At 61.5% G+C, this 16328-nt stretch carries 15 protein-coding genes; 3 read left to right on the top strand and 12 right to left on the bottom strand.

Annotated elements, in window-relative coordinates:
• Positions 1-22: 22 nt before the first annotated feature.
• Positions 23-1717: an amidohydrolase gene (locus QRN42_RS05645; protein WP_284978307.1), complete on the top strand. Its 1695-nt coding sequence runs from the start codon at positions 23-25 to the stop codon at positions 1715-1717.
• A gap of 131 nt (positions 1718-1848) precedes the next feature.
• Positions 1849-2592 (top strand): polyprenol monophosphomannose synthase, encoded by a 744-nt coding sequence (locus tag QRN42_RS05640; protein ID WP_284974641.1) that lies wholly within the window; start codon positions 1849-1851, stop codon positions 2590-2592.
• Between the two features lie 103 nt (positions 2593-2695).
• Here QRN42_RS05640 and QRN42_RS05635 read toward each other — a convergent pair whose 3' ends face one another.
• The 8 genes from QRN42_RS05635 to QRN42_RS05600 form a co-directional block, all read right to left on the bottom strand.
• Complete coding sequence (locus QRN42_RS05635) at positions 2696-3043, bottom strand: RNA polymerase-binding protein RbpA (protein ID WP_011774875.1); 348 nt, start codon at positions 3041-3043, stop codon at positions 2696-2698.
• Between the two features lie 266 nt (positions 3044-3309).
• Positions 3310-4290: an SPFH domain-containing protein gene (locus QRN42_RS05630; RefSeq protein WP_284978306.1), complete on the bottom strand. Its 981-nt coding sequence runs from the start codon at positions 4288-4290 to the stop codon at positions 3310-3312.
• Between the two features lie 101 nt (positions 4291-4391).
• Positions 4392-4853 (bottom strand): NfeD family protein, encoded by a 462-nt coding sequence (locus QRN42_RS05625; RefSeq protein WP_284974639.1) that lies wholly within the window; start codon positions 4851-4853, stop codon positions 4392-4394.
• 109 nt (positions 4854-4962) lie between these two features.
• Positions 4963-5820: a methyltransferase domain-containing protein gene (locus QRN42_RS05620; RefSeq protein WP_284978305.1), complete on the bottom strand. Its 858-nt coding sequence runs from the start codon at positions 5818-5820 to the stop codon at positions 4963-4965.
• Positions 5821-5856: 36 nt separating this feature from the next.
• Positions 5857-6531 (bottom strand): peptide deformylase, encoded by a 675-nt coding sequence (locus QRN42_RS05615; RefSeq protein ID WP_284978304.1) that lies wholly within the window; start codon positions 6529-6531, stop codon positions 5857-5859.
• A gap of 77 nt (positions 6532-6608) precedes the next feature.
• Entirely contained in the window at positions 6609-7742 is a 1134-nt protein-coding gene (locus QRN42_RS05610) for an FAD-dependent oxidoreductase (RefSeq protein ID WP_284978303.1), read from the bottom strand.
• Positions 7735-8484 (bottom strand): class I SAM-dependent methyltransferase, encoded by a 750-nt coding sequence (locus QRN42_RS05605; protein ID WP_284978302.1) that lies wholly within the window; start codon positions 8482-8484, stop codon positions 7735-7737. Before QRN42_RS05605 ends, QRN42_RS05610 begins: the two co-directional genes overlap by 8 nt.
• Positions 8481-9617: a type III polyketide synthase gene (locus QRN42_RS05600; protein WP_284974634.1), complete on the bottom strand. Its 1137-nt coding sequence runs from the start codon at positions 9615-9617 to the stop codon at positions 8481-8483. The genes QRN42_RS05605 and QRN42_RS05600 overlap by 4 nt, the downstream gene beginning before the upstream one ends.
• Positions 9618-9757: 140 nt before the next feature.
• Here QRN42_RS05600 and QRN42_RS05595 point away from each other — a divergent pair, with 140 nt between their 5' ends.
• Positions 9758-12151 carry an ATP-binding cassette domain-containing protein gene (locus tag QRN42_RS05595; RefSeq protein WP_284978301.1) on the top strand — a complete coding sequence of 798 codons (2394 nt, stop codon included), beginning with the start codon at positions 9758-9760 and terminating at the stop codon, positions 12149-12151.
• A gap of 169 nt (positions 12152-12320) precedes the next feature.
• Here QRN42_RS05595 and QRN42_RS05590 read toward each other — a convergent pair whose 3' ends face one another.
• The 4 genes from QRN42_RS05590 to QRN42_RS05575 form a co-directional block, all read right to left on the bottom strand.
• Entirely contained in the window at positions 12321-12797 is a 477-nt protein-coding gene (locus tag QRN42_RS05590) for a DUF6278 family protein (protein ID WP_284974632.1), read from the bottom strand.
• A gap of 14 nt (positions 12798-12811) precedes the next feature.
• The gene (locus QRN42_RS05585; protein ID WP_350224864.1) at positions 12812-13912 is read right to left on the bottom strand and encodes a tyrosine-type recombinase/integrase; all 1101 of its coding nucleotides are present in this window, start codon (positions 13910-13912) and stop codon (positions 12812-12814) included.
• Between the two features lie 379 nt (positions 13913-14291).
• Positions 14292-14645, bottom strand: a complete 354-nt coding sequence (locus QRN42_RS05580; RefSeq protein WP_144648897.1) for a helix-turn-helix domain-containing protein — start codon at positions 14643-14645, stop codon at positions 14292-14294.
• On the bottom strand, positions 14638-15771 hold the full coding sequence (locus QRN42_RS05575) for a tyrosine-type recombinase/integrase (protein ID WP_284974630.1): 1134 nt from the start codon (positions 15769-15771) through the stop codon (positions 14638-14640). Before QRN42_RS05575 ends, QRN42_RS05580 begins: the two co-directional genes overlap by 8 nt.
• Between the last annotated feature and the right edge of the window lie 557 nt (positions 15772-16328).

Here is a 16328-nt window from a genome sequence, read left to right as displayed (position 1 = left end):
CTACGCTCAAGGAGCACAAAGCATGAACCAGCCAGGCGTGTCCACCGGCGCCCCCGAGGAATCCAACCGCCGTAAAGTCACCATGTATCGGAACGGTTCCATCTACACCGCCGCTGACCCTTTCGCGACAGCCATGGTGGTGGACGGCGATACGGTGGCGTGGGTGGGCTCTGAACAGGCCGCGACGTCCATCGCTGACTCCTCCATGGAGATTATCGACCTACGCGGTGCATTGCTGGCCCCCGGGTTCGTCGACTCGCACATGCACCTGACCGAAACGGGGCTCGCCGCCAGTGGGCTGGACCTCGCGGGGGTCCGTTCCAGCCAAGAGCTGCTCGACGCCGTCGCTGCCGCCCCAGGGACGGGCGCCGTCCTGGGCCACGGTTGGGATGAAACGGCCTGGCACCAGTCCACTCTCCCTACCCTTGAGGAAGTGGACAGGGCGGCAGGGGGCAGGCCAGTCTACCTTTCCAGAATCGACGTCCATTCGGCACTTATCTCGTCGTCGTTGGCCGTAGCGGCGGGCTTGAAAGGCATGGATGGCTTCGAGGCAGAGCCAAAGGCTTCGGGCTCCGAGGGTGGCGTCAGAACGGCGCAGGTGCGCCGCGCAGCACATAGCGCAGCCAGGCGCGCCGCGCGTGAGCTGCCCGAGTCGGAGCGGCGCGATTACCAGGAACGCGCGCTCCGGGAAGCCGCCGCCAACGGGTACGTGGCGTTGGCCGAGATGTCAGCCCCCCATATCTGTGGTCCGGATGACCTGCGGATGGCGATCTCATGGAACGACGCACCCGCCTACCCCCAGGTCCTGCCGTACTGGGGCGAGCTCGCCACCTCGGAAGAACACGCCGGTGCCATCGTGCAGCAGATGGGCGGCAACGTCCTTGGCCTCGCTGGTGACCTGAACATCGATGGTTCGCTTGGTTCACGCACGGCAGCTTTGAGCCACGGTTACTCTGACGCCCCGGAAGAGCGGGGCAGCCTGTACCTGTCCGTTGAACAGGCAGCCGCGCATCTTGCCGCCACCTCTGCTTTGGGTGTGCAAGCCGGTTTCCATGTGATCGGTGATGCCGGGCTGGGCGCGGTGCTGGATGCCTTGGATATGGCATCCAGCGAAGTAGGGGAGCAGCGTATCCGAGCAGCTGCGCATCGACTGGAACACGTCGAGCTCGCAGACGCGGAAGCGATCGACAGACTGGCCAAGTACTCGGTGACGGTGAGCGTGCAGCCCGGGTTCGACGCCGCGTGGGGAGGCCCCGGTGGTCTCTACGAACAACGCCTCGGTGACCGCAGCAAAGCGATGAATCCGTTCGCTTCGTTCTACGCCAAGGGTGTCCCCGTTACCTTCGGCAGTGACAGTCCCGTGACACCGCTGCGGCCGTGGTCGAGCGTCCGGGCGTGCTTGGAGCACAGCAATCCGGAGCAACGGATTTCCGCCAGGGCCGCGTTCCTGGGCCATACCCGCGCCGGCTGGCGGGCGAGCAAGCACCGCAATCCATTGATGGGCCAGCTCGTTCCCGGAGCTCCGGCGAGCTTCGCGGTGTGGGAAGTGGAGGAGCTCATGGTCCAGGTTGCAGACAGCCGCGTTCAGTCGTGGAGTACCGATCCCCGAGCCAGGACCCCGCTGCTGCCGGCCCTTGACACAGGCAAGGACCCAGTCTGCCTGCAGACCGTCAGGGAAGGCCATGAACTGTTCGCGGCGCCTTCCCTTCGCGAATAGTCTCCGATGTGGCCCGGGCCACACCCGCAGTGGCGCGGCCCGGCGTCGTCCTATAATGGGGAGTTGCGCCAGGACGCCAGCTGTAAAGTTGCTCCGGCACTACGACCGCTCCATCAAGGAAAGGCCTCTTCTTGCGTGTCCTGACGATCATTCCCACCTACAACGAGCTCGAATCGCTTCCCAAGACTTTGGGTCGGCTGCGTGCAGCAGTACCGCATTCGGACGTCCTGGTGGTCGACGACAACAGCCCTGACGGCACCGGACAGCTGGCTGACGAGGCCGCTGCAGCTGATGGCCAGGTCCATGTTCTGCACCGAAAGGGCAAAGAGGGCTTGGGAGCGGCGTACATTGCCGGGTTCAAGTGGGGGTTGGCTGCAGGATATGACGTCCTGGTTGAGATGGACGCCGACGGATCCCACAAGCCGGAGCAGTTGCCCCTCCTCCTGGACGCTGTGGAGAACGGGGCGGACCTCGCGATGGGTTCGCGGTGGGTCCAAGGTGGAAGCGTGGTCAACTGGCCCCTGTACCGGCAGGCTATCTCCCGGATCGGCAGCACATATGCACGCATCATGCTGGGGGTCAAAATCAAAGACGTGACGGGCGGCTATCGCGCTTTCCGCCGCAGCACCCTCGAGGCACTGAAACTCGATGAAGTGGACTCTGTTGGCTATGGTTTCCAAGTGGATCTGGCCTGGCGTGTGGCCAAGCTCGGGCTGCGCATCGAGGAAAGGCCCATCACGTTTGTGGAACGCGAACTTGGAGCATCCAAGATGAGCGGCAACATCGTGGTCGAAGCCATGATCAACGTGACCAAGTGGGGCATCGCCGCCCGCTGGGCGAAGCTAACAAGCAAGACGCCGGCACGGGCTAAATAGCGCGAAGACTGCACAAAAAACGGCCGGGCTTGGTTCGAGAAGGACCAGCCCGGCCGTTCCGTTTCCGTACTATACAGACTTCCGTACTATGTGCATTTCCGCACTATGCGGACCGGCGCTCACCGCGGCGTTCGCGCAGGATATTCAGTCGATCCTCAAGGATCTGCTCCAGCTCGGGAAGGCTGCGGCGCTCCAGGAGCATGTCCCAGTGGGTGCGAACGGCTTTTTCGTTGGCGTCCACGGGGCGCTCACCGTCTACCAGAAGGGCTTCCTTGCCGGTCTTGGAAACCCACACCGGGGGAATTTCAGCTTCCGAGGAGAAGGTTACGAAGACCTGCTCGCCATCCTCGCAGCGGTACTCGACCCGCTGGCGCGGTGCCGGTTCGACGCCGGATTCGGTTTCCATGCTTTGGGCGCCAAGACGCATACCCCGCAGGCTGCGATCACTCATGATTACTCCCTCTGTCTGATCACGGAGCACTAACTCCGCGTTTACCGTAAACCGCCATGACGATCTTGGCGGACATTACGGACTACTTCTTCACACCGTGCATCACTCAATGCAACGCCTGGCCAAGCTTTATTGTTCCGTCCGTACTGAATGAGCCGGACAAATAACCTATTATACGCCGAGCAGGTGCAACTACTCAAAGCGGTGAAAGTCAGGGACGGCCAGCCGATGTGACTGACCGTCCCTCGCTTCCGTTCCTTGTAGGCCTATCCGGCAGTCCGGGACTGCTCCGTGGTCGCTTCACGCTTGGCGTTCCCTGGGTCCGCGCCATCGGTGAACAGACTGGCCGCTGGAGAATCCTCCAGGCTCCCGCCCAGCGCACCGCCAATACCTTTAAGGGCCTCGCCCACTTCGCTGGGGATGATCCACAGCTTGTTGGAACTGCCTTCGGCAATCTTGGGCAGGGTTTGCAAGTACTGGTAGGCAAGGAGCTTTTGGTCGGGATTGCCTTTGTGAATGGCGTCGAAGACTTTCTGGATCGCTTGCGCCTCACCATCGGCACGCAAGATAGCGGCTTTTGCATCACCTTCAGCTGCGAGGATGGCTGCTTGGCGCTGGCCTTCGGCGGTGAGGATCTGAGACTGCTTGGTACCTTCGGCCGTGAGGATGGCTGCTCGCCGATCACGTTCGGCTCGCATCTGCTTCTCCATAGAGTCTTGGATGGAGTGCGGCGGGTCGATCGCCTTGAGTTCAACACGTGACACACGAATACCCCAACGGCCCGTCGCTTCATCAAGGACGCCGCGCAGTTGGCCGTTGATTTGGTCACGGGATGTGAGAGCCTCTTCGAGGTTCAGCCCCCCCACGACGTTACGGAGGGTAGTAGTGGTCAACTGCTCCACTGCCTGGATGTAGTTGGCGATTTCATACGTCGCCGCCCGAGGGTCGGTGACCTGGAAGTAGACCACGGTGTCAATTGACACCACCAGGTTGTCTTCGGTGATGACCGGTTGCGGTGGGAAGGACACCACCTGTTCACGGAGATCAAGCAGCGGCAAGAGCCGGTCCACGAACGGGATCAGGATGGTCAGCCCAGGGTTGAGCGTGCGCTGATACTTGCCGAGCCGTTCAACCACGCCGGCACGCGCCTGCGGAATGATCCTCACGGACCGGACCAGCACAATAATGACAAAAATGACGAGAACAACCAGCACAATCGCTGCGGCTGTTCCTCCTAAGCCGTCCATACGTCTCCTTCGTTCCCCAATTGAGTGGTTCATACGGCTTCGCGGGCGGACTTGCCGGCCCACCATCCGAAAAACTCCAGATGCCGGCTGTTAGCCGCCGGCTAGCTCGGGCTGTTGTCGGCAGATGAGGTGACCACCGCCGTCGCACCTTCAATTTTTGTCACATGGACAGTTGCGCCGGCGTCGAGAATCCCAGCGGTGCTGCGGGCGCTCCAGACGTCGCCGCCGATCTTGACCAGTCCGCTGGTGCCGCTGACGGATTCGAGTACCAAGGCGGACTGCCCAATCAGGCGGTCGATATTGGTGCGCTGCTCTTCAGGACCTTTGTGGAGGTGCTTCAGCGCGATGGGCCGGACGAAAGCAATCATCAAAAGCGAGACGACGGAGAAGATGACGATTTGCAGCCAGAACGGGGCACCCGCAAAGTCAGCGGCCAAGCCTGCCAGGGCACCTCCTGCCAGCATGATGAAGAAGAGGCTGAGCGTTAACATCTCCACCACTGCGAACGCAAGAAAAACCGTGAGCCAGAGGGCCCACCAGTTCTCGCCGAGCCATTCAAACATTACGTCCCCCTTGGTCCTGGACCCCGTAAACAGGATCGCAGTCTCTATCCCTTCATCCTAGTCCGAGACCGGGGTCAGCGTCAGTGGTCCGGGGCAATGCGACCAGCCGCTAGGAGAGCCGGGGAACACCGGTAAACGCGCTGAGCTGGAACTTTGCCGTGGTGGCCAGGGTTGCCCGGCCGTGTAACAGCGCGTCGATCTCCTCGCGGCGCAAGTGGTGCCCAGCCGGCCCCATATAGGCAAGGTCTGTAATCTCAGATCCGCTGAGGACGAGGGGGACGTCCAAGGTGTGCTCCACCGCCTCAGTGAAATATCCGCTCATCGTGGCAGCAAGGCGTTCGGCTTTCCCTTCCTCGATCTTGAGCATGCCTCCGAGGGAAGCCAGCTCTGCGAGATGACCAGGCTGCGGCGTCACGACGATCAGCGTTCCGCCAGGACGCAACACCCGGGCAAACTCAGCGGGGTTTCGTGGCGCAAACACCACCATGACGACGTCCACCGCGTCATCTGCCACAGGCAGGGGACGCCAGAGGTCCCAGACCAGGTTGGCGGCCTCAGGGTTAAGCCGGGCCGCACGCCGCAGGGCAAACTTGGAAATATCCAACCCAATGGCCGCCGCCTTTGGCGACGCGTCCAGTACTGTCCGCAGGTAATGGCCGGTACCGGTGCCGGCGTCGAGTACCAGCGAGCCGGGCCGGTCAAGGAAATCTGACGCCAACCCCGCAACAGCTTCCTCAAGGGGGGCATAATGCCCGGCGTCCAGGAATCTTTGGCGCGCCGCCACCATCTGCGCGGAATCGGACTCGAAGACCGTTCCCTTACCCGTCAGCAGGTTGAAATATCCCTGCTTCGCAGCATCGAATGCGTGCCCCGTCGGACACTTGAGCGTCAGCTGTGCTTGGTGGTCAAGAACGAAAGTGCCCGAGCAAACAGGACAGCGGAGGGCGGCAACGGCGTCGGGCAACATGGCTTTAATCCTACGGGGGACCGCCGATAGCCCGGCTCAGTCGGTCAGGAAGCCCAAGCTGCGTTTCGCGTCGTCAATCCCCGGCGCAGACCAACGCATAGAGTGCTCCGAATTGCTGGAGAGGGACCGGAGTTCGGCGCGATCCAGGTAGAGGACGCCGTGAAGGTGGTCGGTTTCGTGCTGGACGATGCGGGCTTGCCAGCCCGAGAACCATTCTTCCGCGGCCACGCCTTCCGGCGTCAGGTAGCTGAGCTCCACGTTGCGGTGCCTGGACACCACCGCCTGGTAGCCGGCGACGGATAGGCAGCCCTCATAAAACGCGGCCGTTTCTCCACCGAGGGGACGGTATTGAGGATTGATGATGGCGAAAAACGGCAGGTGTTCCCGGTGCCTCGCCGCGGCCGACGCCGGATCCACCTCGAACTGATCCTCAAGGACCGCCAGTTGGAGGGGGATGCCCAACTGGGGTGCGGCCAGTCCAACGCCCGGGGCAGCGTGCATCACCTGGCGCATACGCTCCACCAGCGCGGAGAGCTCGGCGTCGTCCAACTGCCCGTCATATGGCGCAGCAAACTGGCGCAACACGGGGTGTCCGGCCTGGACAATCGCCGGAAGCTGCTCCTCATCAAGCAGTCGCCGGACGGCGTCCCGGATTTGGCTGGCGCTGAAATTGGTGGCGGGGCCAACGGCCCCACCAAGGAGGTGGGTCATGCTTCGAGCCTATCGCCACGGCCGCCCAGCTCAGTACCTGGACCTGGCCCGCTGACCCATGCACGACGACGGCGGGACTAACGCATGGTGAAACGCCGCTCTACCAAAGTCGCGACGGGCGGAACGGCGAGGGCGGCAGCAAACAGCGCGTTCCTGGCGGTCATGGCTTTAGCGGGCAACGGCCTGCCCAAAGCCATGTTGATTCCTGCCTGCCTCGACGCCCGCAATGCCGCACGGCGTCGACGCTTCTCGAATTCATCGAGTCGGGCTTGGACGGTGTCTCCCGTGAGGAGAGCTCCCATGAGGGGTGCCAGTGCGGCTGCGTCCAACCATCCAAGATTCATTCCCTGACCACCGATAGGGCTGATCTCATGCGCGGCGTCGCCGAGCAGGACCATCCGGCCGTGCACCATCCTCTTAGCCAATCGAGCCTGCACATCAAAGGCACTGAGCATCGTGTTGCTGGCCGGATCCACGTGCTCGCCTGTCCTGTCCGCTATCAAGTCCGCCAGCTGTGCCGCCGTCGAGCCCGGATCCGGCGCGCCCAACCTCACCACCCAGCGGCGCACACCGTGGGGCAGCGGAAAGGACTCCACGATACCCGGTGGCTCCAGATACAACACCGCGGAGCTCCCGTGCCCCGTGTGGTCAGAATAATCGCCCATGATGTAGCTGTCCGGATAGGTTCGCGCAGGCAGGTCCGGTAGCAACGATTGCCTCAGCCGGGAGTGCGCGCCGTCGGCAGCGATGACCACATGGGCCAAAAGGTCGAGCTCTCCCGATTCTGTCGCGGCGAGAACGCGAACCGGGCCAGCGTCGCCGTCGTCGATCTCTTTCACGTCAGCGCCGCGGATGATCGCCGACGGGTCCAAGCGCAGGACCGCACGCTCCAGGGTGTCCTCCGTGACGGGCTGCGGCACGGCCAGGATGAACGGGAAGTTCGCGTCCCCTGAGAACGACAACCGGGCAACATCGCGACGTTGGCTATACGCGATTCCCTCGCGGATGCGGACACCGGCGTCGATCAACTCGTCCGCGACTCCAGCCCGGGCCAAATGCACCAAGGCCGGCGGGTGAACGCCTATGGCGCGCGATCGGGTGCTTCGCGTTCGCCGCCGTTCCAGGATCCGGACGTGGTGGCCACGCTGCAGGAGAAGGAGCCCCACAAAGAGGCCGACCGGTCCGGCGCCGACAATGACGACCTCAGGCATGGTCCTCCCCGCGTAGCATTCCCGGCGCACGGTCTTGGCCGGCACGGGGGTGAAAGGTCAACAGATGGTGCCACGGGCCGTTTCTTTCCACCCGCCACTGTGCCGGAACCACGGCCGCCAGTTCCGATGGTGTGTAGCTCCGCTTGATCGACACGAGCCCGTCACCACAAATGTAGGAACCAACTCCGAGGGGCCAAAATCCTGCCATAAAAAGAACATAGGAAGCATTGCTGCGCCGGAGGTCGTTATGCAGCACAAGGCTCCGCGAGAGCACTTCAGAGTCGTGCAGGACTCCGGCCAGCTGCGGTGGGTCGAGGTGGTGAAGGATGTGGTTGGAGATGACGACGTCGAAAGTTAGGTTTTCGGCGACGAGTTCGGAACTGTGCGCCTGGCGATATTCCACGCCTCGCACCGGCGGGGCTTGGGATGCGAAGGAAAAAGCCCGGGCATCCGGGTCGATCGCGGTGACCGTGAGGCTGTAACCGTCGCTGCTGGCCCAGCGCGCCAGGCTGCGCGCCACATCCCCGCTGCCGCAACCAATATCGAGCAGGGACGCTTTGCCCTCCCGTTCGAGCAGCGGCTTGATACGGCGTCGATAGGTTCCATGCCATCCGGAAAGGAGGCGGTTCACCACCGGAAAGCGCGCGTACGTCTTCTCCAGCCGCTTGGGATCGCAATCAGGTCGATCCATGTCCTCGACGGCCACCTCATCACGCTGTCGCAGCGGTCCCCAAGGGCTCACAGGCTGGGGGACACCAGCGTGAAGAGGCCCGTCTCTACCGTCAGGCCGGGGCCGAACGCCATGGAACATATACGTTCTTCCCTGTCCTCGGCAGGTTGGCCCAGCATGTACTTCAAGACAAAGAGAACTGTCGCGCTGCTCATATTGCCGTACTCCCGCAACGTCTCCCGGGCGGGGACCAATTGCGCCTCGGTGAGCTCCAATTTGGACTCGACCTTGTCCAGGATGCTTCTTCCGCCAGGGTGAATGGCCCAGTGTTTGATATCCCGGTAGGGGAGCGCTGCCAGTTCCGGTTCCTTCGCAAGGAGCGGTTCCAAGGCCCCAGTGATGTGCTCTTCGATGATGTGCGGCACATAGGATCCGAGCACCATTTCAAATCCCTCGTCACCGATGTTCCACGCCATGGCTTCTTCGCCTACCGGCGTTAGGACCGTTTCGAAGTGGTCCAAGCGGACCACCGGGTCCGGCCCCTGGGGTTCCCGGGCTGTGACGACGGCGGCCGCCGCACCATCGCCAAAAATAGCCGACCCCATGATGGTGTCCGGATCATTCGATGTCCGCACATGCAAGGAGCAAAGCTCAACACAAATGACCAGGACCACCGCCTCCGGATCGGCGAGGCAGAATTGCTTGGCCGCTTTCAGCGCCGGAAAAGCCGCGTAACATCCCATAAATCCGAGGTGATAGCGCTGCACGGCCGGGTTGAGCCCCAAAGCACGGACCACCTTGTAATCCGGGCCAGGGTTGAAAAACCCGGTGCAGGAGACCGTGATGACGTGGGTGATGTCATCAAGGTCGATTCCCGATGCTTGGGCTACAGCAGACTTGCCCGCCTCTACGAAGAGCTTGGTGGCCTCCGTGGCGAATATTTCGTTACGGACCTTTGTACTGGGACTAAGAACCCTGTTGGTTTCGGGGTCGAAGAATCGCGGATTTTCCGGATGCGCGTCCAAGCTCAATTCGGCAACTGCCGTGTAGCGCGTGTCAATGGCCGCGGAGTCAAAGCAGGTGGAGACCAGACGCGTTCCGAGCCGCGTCAAACCTGGCTGCGAGGCAAAAACTTCACGTGCTTGATGCTGAATTAGGATGGTGGGCGGAACTGCGGTTTCGAGGGACCTCATGTATACCGGCATGCTTCATTCTTAGTGAGTAAACCGTGGAAGACAATGGCAGAATCGAAGCAACTGATCGAGACTGGTCACGATGACCAGTAATGGCCTCGGTGATTGCTGCGGCCTGCCACCACGCGGGGCACCAGCCGGATGGAGAAAAGATGACCATTGCTACGAGTCCGAACACCCGGCAACCTGCACAGCACGTCGCGGACACCCACGATTTGATCCGCGTCCAAGGCGCCCGGGAAAACAACCTGAAGGACATCAGCATTGAGATCCCCAAACGAAGGTTGACGGTTTTCACCGGAGTTTCGGGCTCGGGTAAGAGTTCATTGGTCTTTGCGACCATCGCCGCGGAGTCGCAGCGAATGATTAATGAGACCTACAGTTCATTCGTCCAGGGATTCATGCCTTCTTTGGCCCGCCCGGACGTTGACCTCCTCGAAGGGTTGACCACGGCGATCATCGTGGACCAGGAACGAATGGGTTCCAACCCCCGGTCCACGGTTGGCACGGCAACGGACGCCAACGCTATGTTGCGTATCCTCTTCAGCCGTTTGGCCCAGCCACATATCGGTTCGCCGAATGCATATTCGTTCAATGTCCCCACGGTAAAGGCCAGCGGCGCCATCACGGTGGAGCGCGGCGAAGGAAAAACCAAAACCGAAAAGGCATCTTTCAATCGGCTTGGTGGTATGTGCTCCCGCTGTGAAGGCATGGGCTCTGTCAACGACTTCGACCTCACAGCCCTTTATGACGACAGCAAATCCCTGAAAGAAGGTGCTCTCACCATTCCCGGATACTCCATGGATGGATGGTACGGGCGCATTTTCAGCGGGTCAGGGTATTTCGACATGGACAAGCCGTTGGCCAAGTTCAGTAAAAGGGAACTTCAGGACCTCCTTTACCGGGAGCCCACCAAAATCAAGGTGGAGGGAATCAACCTGACGTATGAGGGCCTGATCCCCAAGATTCAGAAATCGATGCTGTCCAAAGACGTTGATGCACTCCAGCCGCACATCCGGGCGTTCGTTGAGCGCGCCATCACCTTCACCACGTGCCCCGAATGCGAGGGAACCAGGCTCAGCCCTGAGGCGCGCTCGTCCAAAATCAAGGGGATCAGCATTGCGGACGCCTGCAAAATGCAAATCACCGACCTTGCTGCTTGGATCCGGCAGTTGGACGAACCGACCGTGGCGCCACTCCTGAAAGGCTTGCAGCATTTGCTGGATTCCTTTGCGGAGATCGGCCTCGGCTACCTGTCCCTGGACCGCCCGGCCGGTACTTTGTCCGGGGGAGAGGCACAGAGGACCAAGATGATCCGGCACCTGGGTTCCTCGCTGACCGATATCACGTACGTTTTCGACGAACCCACCATTGGGCTTCACCCGCACGACATCGAACGCATGAACCAGCTCTTGCTGCAACTCCGGGACAAAGGCAACACCGTGCTGGTGGTGGAGCACAAACCCGAAGCCATTGCGATCGCGGACCACGTCGTCGACCTTGGTCCTGGCGCGGGAACAGCCGGCGGAACGGTCTGCTTCGAAGGTGGCGTTAATGAACTACGGGGGAGTGACACCATCACCGGGCGGCATTTGGATGACCGTGCCGCCATCAAGGAGACTGTCCGTCCGACGTCGGGCTTCCTTGCAGTCCGTGGAGCGTCGACAAACAACCTGAAGAACGTCGACGTCGACATTCCGTTGGGTGTCCTGTGTGTACTGACCGGTGTTGCGGGTTCTGGAAAAAGCTCCCTGATTCATGGTTCCGTGGCGCCGCGTGATGGCGTGGTGGTTATCGATCAAGGTGCAATCCGGGGCTCGCGGCGCAGCAACCCTGCAACGTATACCGGGCTGCTGGAGCCGATTCGCAAAGCCTTCGCCAAAGTCAATGGCGTGAAACCTGCACTGTTCAGCTCCAATTCGGAGGGCGCGTGCCCGACCTGCAATGGCGCTGGCGTCATTTACACCGATCTGGGCGTGATGGCTACGGTGGAGTCCACCTGCGAGGAATGCAACGGGAAACGGTTCCAGGCTTCGGTCCTTGAGTACCGACTGGGCGGCCGCAATATTGCAGAAGTGCTTGCAATGTCTGTCAACGAGGCAGAAGTGTTCTTCAATGAAGGTGAGGCTCGTACCCCGGCCGCCCACAAAATCCTGGACCGCCTGACCGACGTCGGACTTGGGTACCTGACGCTGGGTCAGCCGCTGACAACGTTGTCCGGTGGTGAACGCCAGCGGCTGAAGCTTGCCACCCAGATGTCTGAAAAGGGTGACATCTACATCCTCGACGAACCGACAACCGGGCTGCATCTGGCAGATGTCCAGAACTTGCTCGGAATGCTGGACCGCTTGGTCGAGTCTGGGAAGTCGGTGATTGTCATCGAGCATCATCAGGCAGTCATGGCGCACGCTGACTGGATCATCGACCTTGGGCCCGGTGCCGGACACGACGGCGGCAACATTGTCTTCACCGGCACCCCGGCGGAACTTGTAGCTCACGGATCGACGCTGACAGGTAAGCACTTGGCGTTGTACGTGGGTGGTTAGGAAACGACGTGGATGGCATCCGCTTCCAGGAACCTAGGAAGACTGGCAGCGGGACGTGTTGAAGTGGGACGAGTTGTTGGTGCCCCTCGTTGGCTGCGGCGTTCTTATAGCTCCGTTCCAGAGGCGTGTTCTAGCAACCGTTGGGGCGATCCGGGCCTATACCGAAGTCTCAATGACTTTGAGGTGGCTCTCCCCGTACCAGGTCCAGCGCATGATCGTAGTTCATTGTCAGAGTTGGCAGGCCGAGATCCAGCCGTCTTTGCGCAACCTCGATCACCGAGACGCTCGTGCGTGTGGTTATGCTGACCTCCGGAAAATTCTCGTTGATTACTTTCCAGTGCGCACCAGAGATGGTGTGGGTCAGGACATCTCCATAAAACATGCCTATTGGCCTTACCAAGGCTGACAGAGGCGTCGTGTTTTCCGCGCTTTCAATCAGAGAATCAATTGTTGTGAGTCCCTGTCGCGAGCGAGGAAGAGACAGCCCCTTCCGCTGGCAGTACTCGAGCAGCTCATCGTAGCCTCCAACGTTCGTTGGGGGTGGTAGGGGCTTGCCGGGAGTCTCAGGTCGGTACTCGGCGTATCTTTTGGGCATCCCTGGGGGCAATGACTGCAGCGGTTCCTCGTTTTCGTCCGGGTCAGACATGCGGCCATGCTACTTCACGGTGCGGACCGAACTCCTGCCTCCGACTGATGCGTGGAGAGTGCGGACATGTATTCCATGTAGTTGGCCGATGATGCCAGGGCATGTCGATCGATGGTGGCTGGGGAGTAGCCGAGTGCTTCGGCGATGATGGCCACTGGAGCGAGTTTGGTGAGTTCGTGCAGTGTTCCGAGCCTGGCCGCCCGGCTGCTGAAAGCCTTACTCAATCGATGGGTGAGGGTTGAGGCTTGGATGTGCCGGCCGGGTGAGCCGCCGCGGAATACCCAGTTGCTGTTGGGGTGCGCTGCTGTCTGGTGATGGGTTGGCGTGGCTGCGAGTTCGCGCCAGGGTTCATCGAGCGGCGGTGTTAGTGCGATCTCGACGGCTCCGAAGGTGACCGTGACCAGATCCTCTGTCACGGTGACGTCGTCCCACGTCAGCTGGACGATATCGGAAACCTGCTGCCCGAAGACCAGGACGAGGATGGCTGCTGCGCGGTCCCTCGGGTTGATGTCGGTCGTGTGGCTTAGGTTGTGGACGAGCTCTGCTTGAGCGGCTGCATCGAGTCTTGGGCTGGTGCCGCGGCGGTGGGGCTGCAGCTTCAATGAGGGATCGATGAGGCTGGTTCTGGTTGCCCAGTCGAGGAAGCGTGAGGCGATGCCTCGCGTCGTGGGGCCTTCTGCTTGCCATCGGTCCAGGTGGGCTTGGGTCAGTTCTGCGAGTTCAGTGTCTCGTTCGGTGAGCCAGTTCAGAAGTTCGATAGCTACGGTGACTGACTGTTTGGCCCTCAGGAACGTGCCTTGGGTGACCTCGCCCATCTGGTTCATCCGGCGCTGGTGGTGCCAGCGGATGTAGCGCCGGATGATGTCCCGATTCTTCTGGCTAGTGACCCGCTCGAGTGCCTGCTCGGACCAGTCACTAAACCTTGCGCAGAGTTCATCGCGGCGCGGCAGCGCATTGTGTTCGACCAGCAGTCCTCGGACGTATTCGCGGGTGCGGGATGCCGGCAGTTCGTCGAGGCGTGCGTGTGTGATCACAGGCGCGGCCGCGAGCTGTTGGAGGAAGGCGGTGACGTGTGGTTGCTGGATCCAGGTCATGCCGCTGTTGGCCCGCTTCATGGACTTCAAGGCGGTGGCGACTGCCCGGAGCGCCGGGGAGGGTGGCTGGTTATCCGGTGGACTGAGGAGCCTGTCGACGGTAGCTGCGAGGATGCATGACCAGCATCGGTTCCCTGAGTGGAGTTCATCCTCCCTCCCGCATCCGATGCAGTCGATGTTGAGCTGGACTCCGGAGCAGCTCCGGCATGCCGGCAGCGTGTCGACGCGGCCGGGCAGGACGCCCTCGTGACCGCAGGCGCAGGTGCCTCGGGTTCTTTTGGCCTGCTGGTAGCAGTAGCCGCAGATTCCGCCGTCGGGCCAGCGGACCGCGATTTGGTGGTGTTCAGCGCAGCGTCCGCATGGTTCGGGCCATGTTGGGGGGTCGCTGGCTTTCCGGGGCCTAGGCATCTTCGTCCGGCGGCAGCACGCGGATCCGTCGTGCGATAGGTGCGCCGGGGGCGATTCCCAGGTCTTCCGGCTTCTTCGGTGCATTCGCTGTCTTGGCAGCGCGCATCTGCACGTAGGGTTCGAAGAGGTCGTTGGGCGTGCATTCGAGGATGTCGCAGAGCGCCGCGAAGGTCTGGGCGGGAATGCGTTCGGGTGTTCCGGTGACGAGCCGGTGGACCTGGGCGTTGGAGAGATTGATACCCCGGGATTTCAGCAGGGGGAGAAGCTCGGTGGTCTTCCAGAGGTTGCGTTGGGCCATCAGTTGCCGGAGGTTCCAGCGGTAGCCGATCCGTCGCTGTTCAGCCATGGCCGTTCCCCTCGTCAGTGCCGCCGCTGCGTAGCCGCTGGGCGATCATTTTCTGGATGGTCTTCTGTTTGAAGTCCGCCGACACGGAAGTATAGAGGGCCGTGGTGGAGGAGTAGCTGTGCCCGACCTGCTGCTGGATGAACAGCGGGTCGTAGCCGGCCTCGATCAAGTGCGTCACGTACGAATGCCGCAGCGTGTGCAGGGACAGTTCCTCCGGGAGGCCCGCGATTTTCCTCACGCGCTGAAAGGAGCGGTCGAAGTTGCGGTAAACCGTGGAGCCGGAGCGTTCCGAGGGCCACAGGCTGGCCGATCGGTCGGCGGTGGGGAAACGTTTGCGGCCGTCAGGGGAGAGCCAGTATTCAAGGAGCCCGACGACCCAATCGAATTCGGGGACAGTTAGAACGGTGCGGCGGCGGGGGCCTGAGCCCTTGGTTCCCTTGGCCCAGCGCACTTGGAGCGCCCCGAACCGGCCGAAAGACTCAACGTGCGGGTTGGGCCCGAAGTCGACGTATTCGAGCATGGCCAGTTCCCGCCGCCGGAGCCCGTAGGCGTAGGCGACTTTGAACGCCGTCGAGTCCCTTAGGGCTGGAAGCCATCGCTTGGATCCCTTGGCGAACTCGGTGTCGACCAGGTCGTCGGCGGCGTCGAAGAAGGTCTGCAGCTCAGCCCTGGTGAACGCCCGGCGGCGTGCCGGCATCGCATCATCCGTTGTGTGCCGGGGCGAGTTCCATTCGAAGACGACCTGCACCGGGATGTCCGAGAAAACCCGTTCGCAGAAGGCCGCCCAACCGTAACGTCCATCCGTCAGGTAGGAGCAGAACGCCCTGATGGCGCCGGAATTAGCCCTCAGGGTTGATAAAGCCAGACCTTTCTCGGAGCTGCGCCGGTCCGCCAGGAACTCATCCACGTGGTGCGCGGACCACGTCCACGGGTACTCATTCGCATGCTCCTGGAACCGCTGGACCGTCCCGCACGAGCTCTTGATATACGACGTCGACAACCCGCGCGCCAGCATCTGTGCCCGCCAGCCATCAAGCATCGCTTCAAAGACGCGATCCTCGGCACGCAGCAGCCCGACATTCACGTTGGTCAGAAAGGCCGGAATCCGCCCAGGTTCGATACTCACTGACCCAACTGTACGCAAAAATCTCTCATCTAATGAGAGATTACGTTGCTGAGCCGCGCCACCGCGCGCACTCCGTCGCGGCAGCTAATGGACGCCAACAATCGCCAGGCGCATCTGACGTGCGAAAACGCCGGAAGGCAGGTTGGGACGGGTTCTCTCATCTACTTCTACTCGTCCTGCTTTAACGCCGATAATCTACATTATGTAAAGTAGTAATGACACTAAGTGCGAATCGTGCACATCGTGAGCTTTCGGGGAACGTATTGACGCTCTCCCCTAATGAGTACTTGACCTGCAGATTCATTTTGATGTTAGGGCGCCGGGGAACAGCGGGAGTGAGTTCCGTGGAGCGCCTTGATGGCCCGCACTAAGTGGCCTGCGAGCAGCCTTTTTGCCAGCAGTGATTGCGGTTCTCGCAATCTGCGTGCGAAGATCGCAAAGAGCTGCGATGAGGCAAGGACTGACCATGGCGCAGGATGATGAGAATGTTCTGTTTGTTCCTTTCGGCGGCGAAGCGCCGGATCCGGAGTCGTTCCTGACGCTTGTCCTGGATGGCT

The sequence above is a fragment of the Arthrobacter sp. fls2-241-R2A-200 genome, assembly GCF_030209745.1.
Classification (GTDB): domain Bacteria; phylum Actinomycetota; class Actinomycetes; order Actinomycetales; family Micrococcaceae; genus Arthrobacter.
Note: the sequence above shows the minus strand (reverse complement) of the source record. Positions and strands in the feature narration are given on the sequence as shown.

Bases quoted from the DNA above. Each gene is read 5' to 3' on its own strand.
- QRN42_RS05620 (WP_284978305.1), bottom strand. From the start codon at position 5,820: ATGTTGCCCGACGCCGTTGCCGCCCTCCGCTGTCCTGTTTGCTCGGGC.
- QRN42_RS05595 (WP_284978301.1), top strand. From the start codon at position 9,758: ATGACCATTGCTACGAGTCCGAACACCCGGCAACCTGCACAGCACGTC.
- QRN42_RS05625 (WP_284974639.1), bottom strand. From the start codon at position 4,853: ATGTTTGAATGGCTCGGCGAGAACTGGTGGGCCCTCTGGCTCACGGTT.
- QRN42_RS05630 (WP_284978306.1), bottom strand. From the start codon at position 4,290: ATGGACGGCTTAGGAGGAACAGCCGCAGCGATTGTGCTGGTTGTTCTC.
- QRN42_RS05590 (WP_284974632.1), bottom strand. From the start codon at position 12,797: ATGTCTGACCCGGACGAAAACGAGGAACCGCTGCAGTCATTGCCCCCA.
- QRN42_RS05610 (WP_284978303.1), bottom strand. From the start codon at position 7,742: ATGCCTGAGGTCGTCATTGTCGGCGCCGGACCGGTCGGCCTCTTTGTG.
- QRN42_RS05585 (WP_350224864.1), bottom strand. From the start codon at position 13,912: ATGAAGCGGGCCAACAGCGGCATGACCTGGATCCAGCAACCACACGTC.
- QRN42_RS05615 (WP_284978304.1), bottom strand. From the start codon at position 6,531: ATGACCCACCTCCTTGGTGGGGCCGTTGGCCCCGCCACCAATTTCAGC.
- QRN42_RS05600 (WP_284974634.1), bottom strand. From the start codon at position 9,617: ATGCCGGTATACATGAGGTCCCTCGAAACCGCAGTTCCGCCCACCATC.
- QRN42_RS05580 (WP_144648897.1), bottom strand. From the start codon at position 14,645: ATGGCTGAACAGCGACGGATCGGCTACCGCTGGAACCTCCGGCAACTG.
- QRN42_RS05645 (WP_284978307.1), top strand. From the start codon at position 23: ATGAACCAGCCAGGCGTGTCCACCGGCGCCCCCGAGGAATCCAACCGC.
- QRN42_RS05635 (WP_011774875.1), bottom strand. From the start codon at position 3,043: ATGAGTGATCGCAGCCTGCGGGGTATGCGTCTTGGCGCCCAAAGCATG.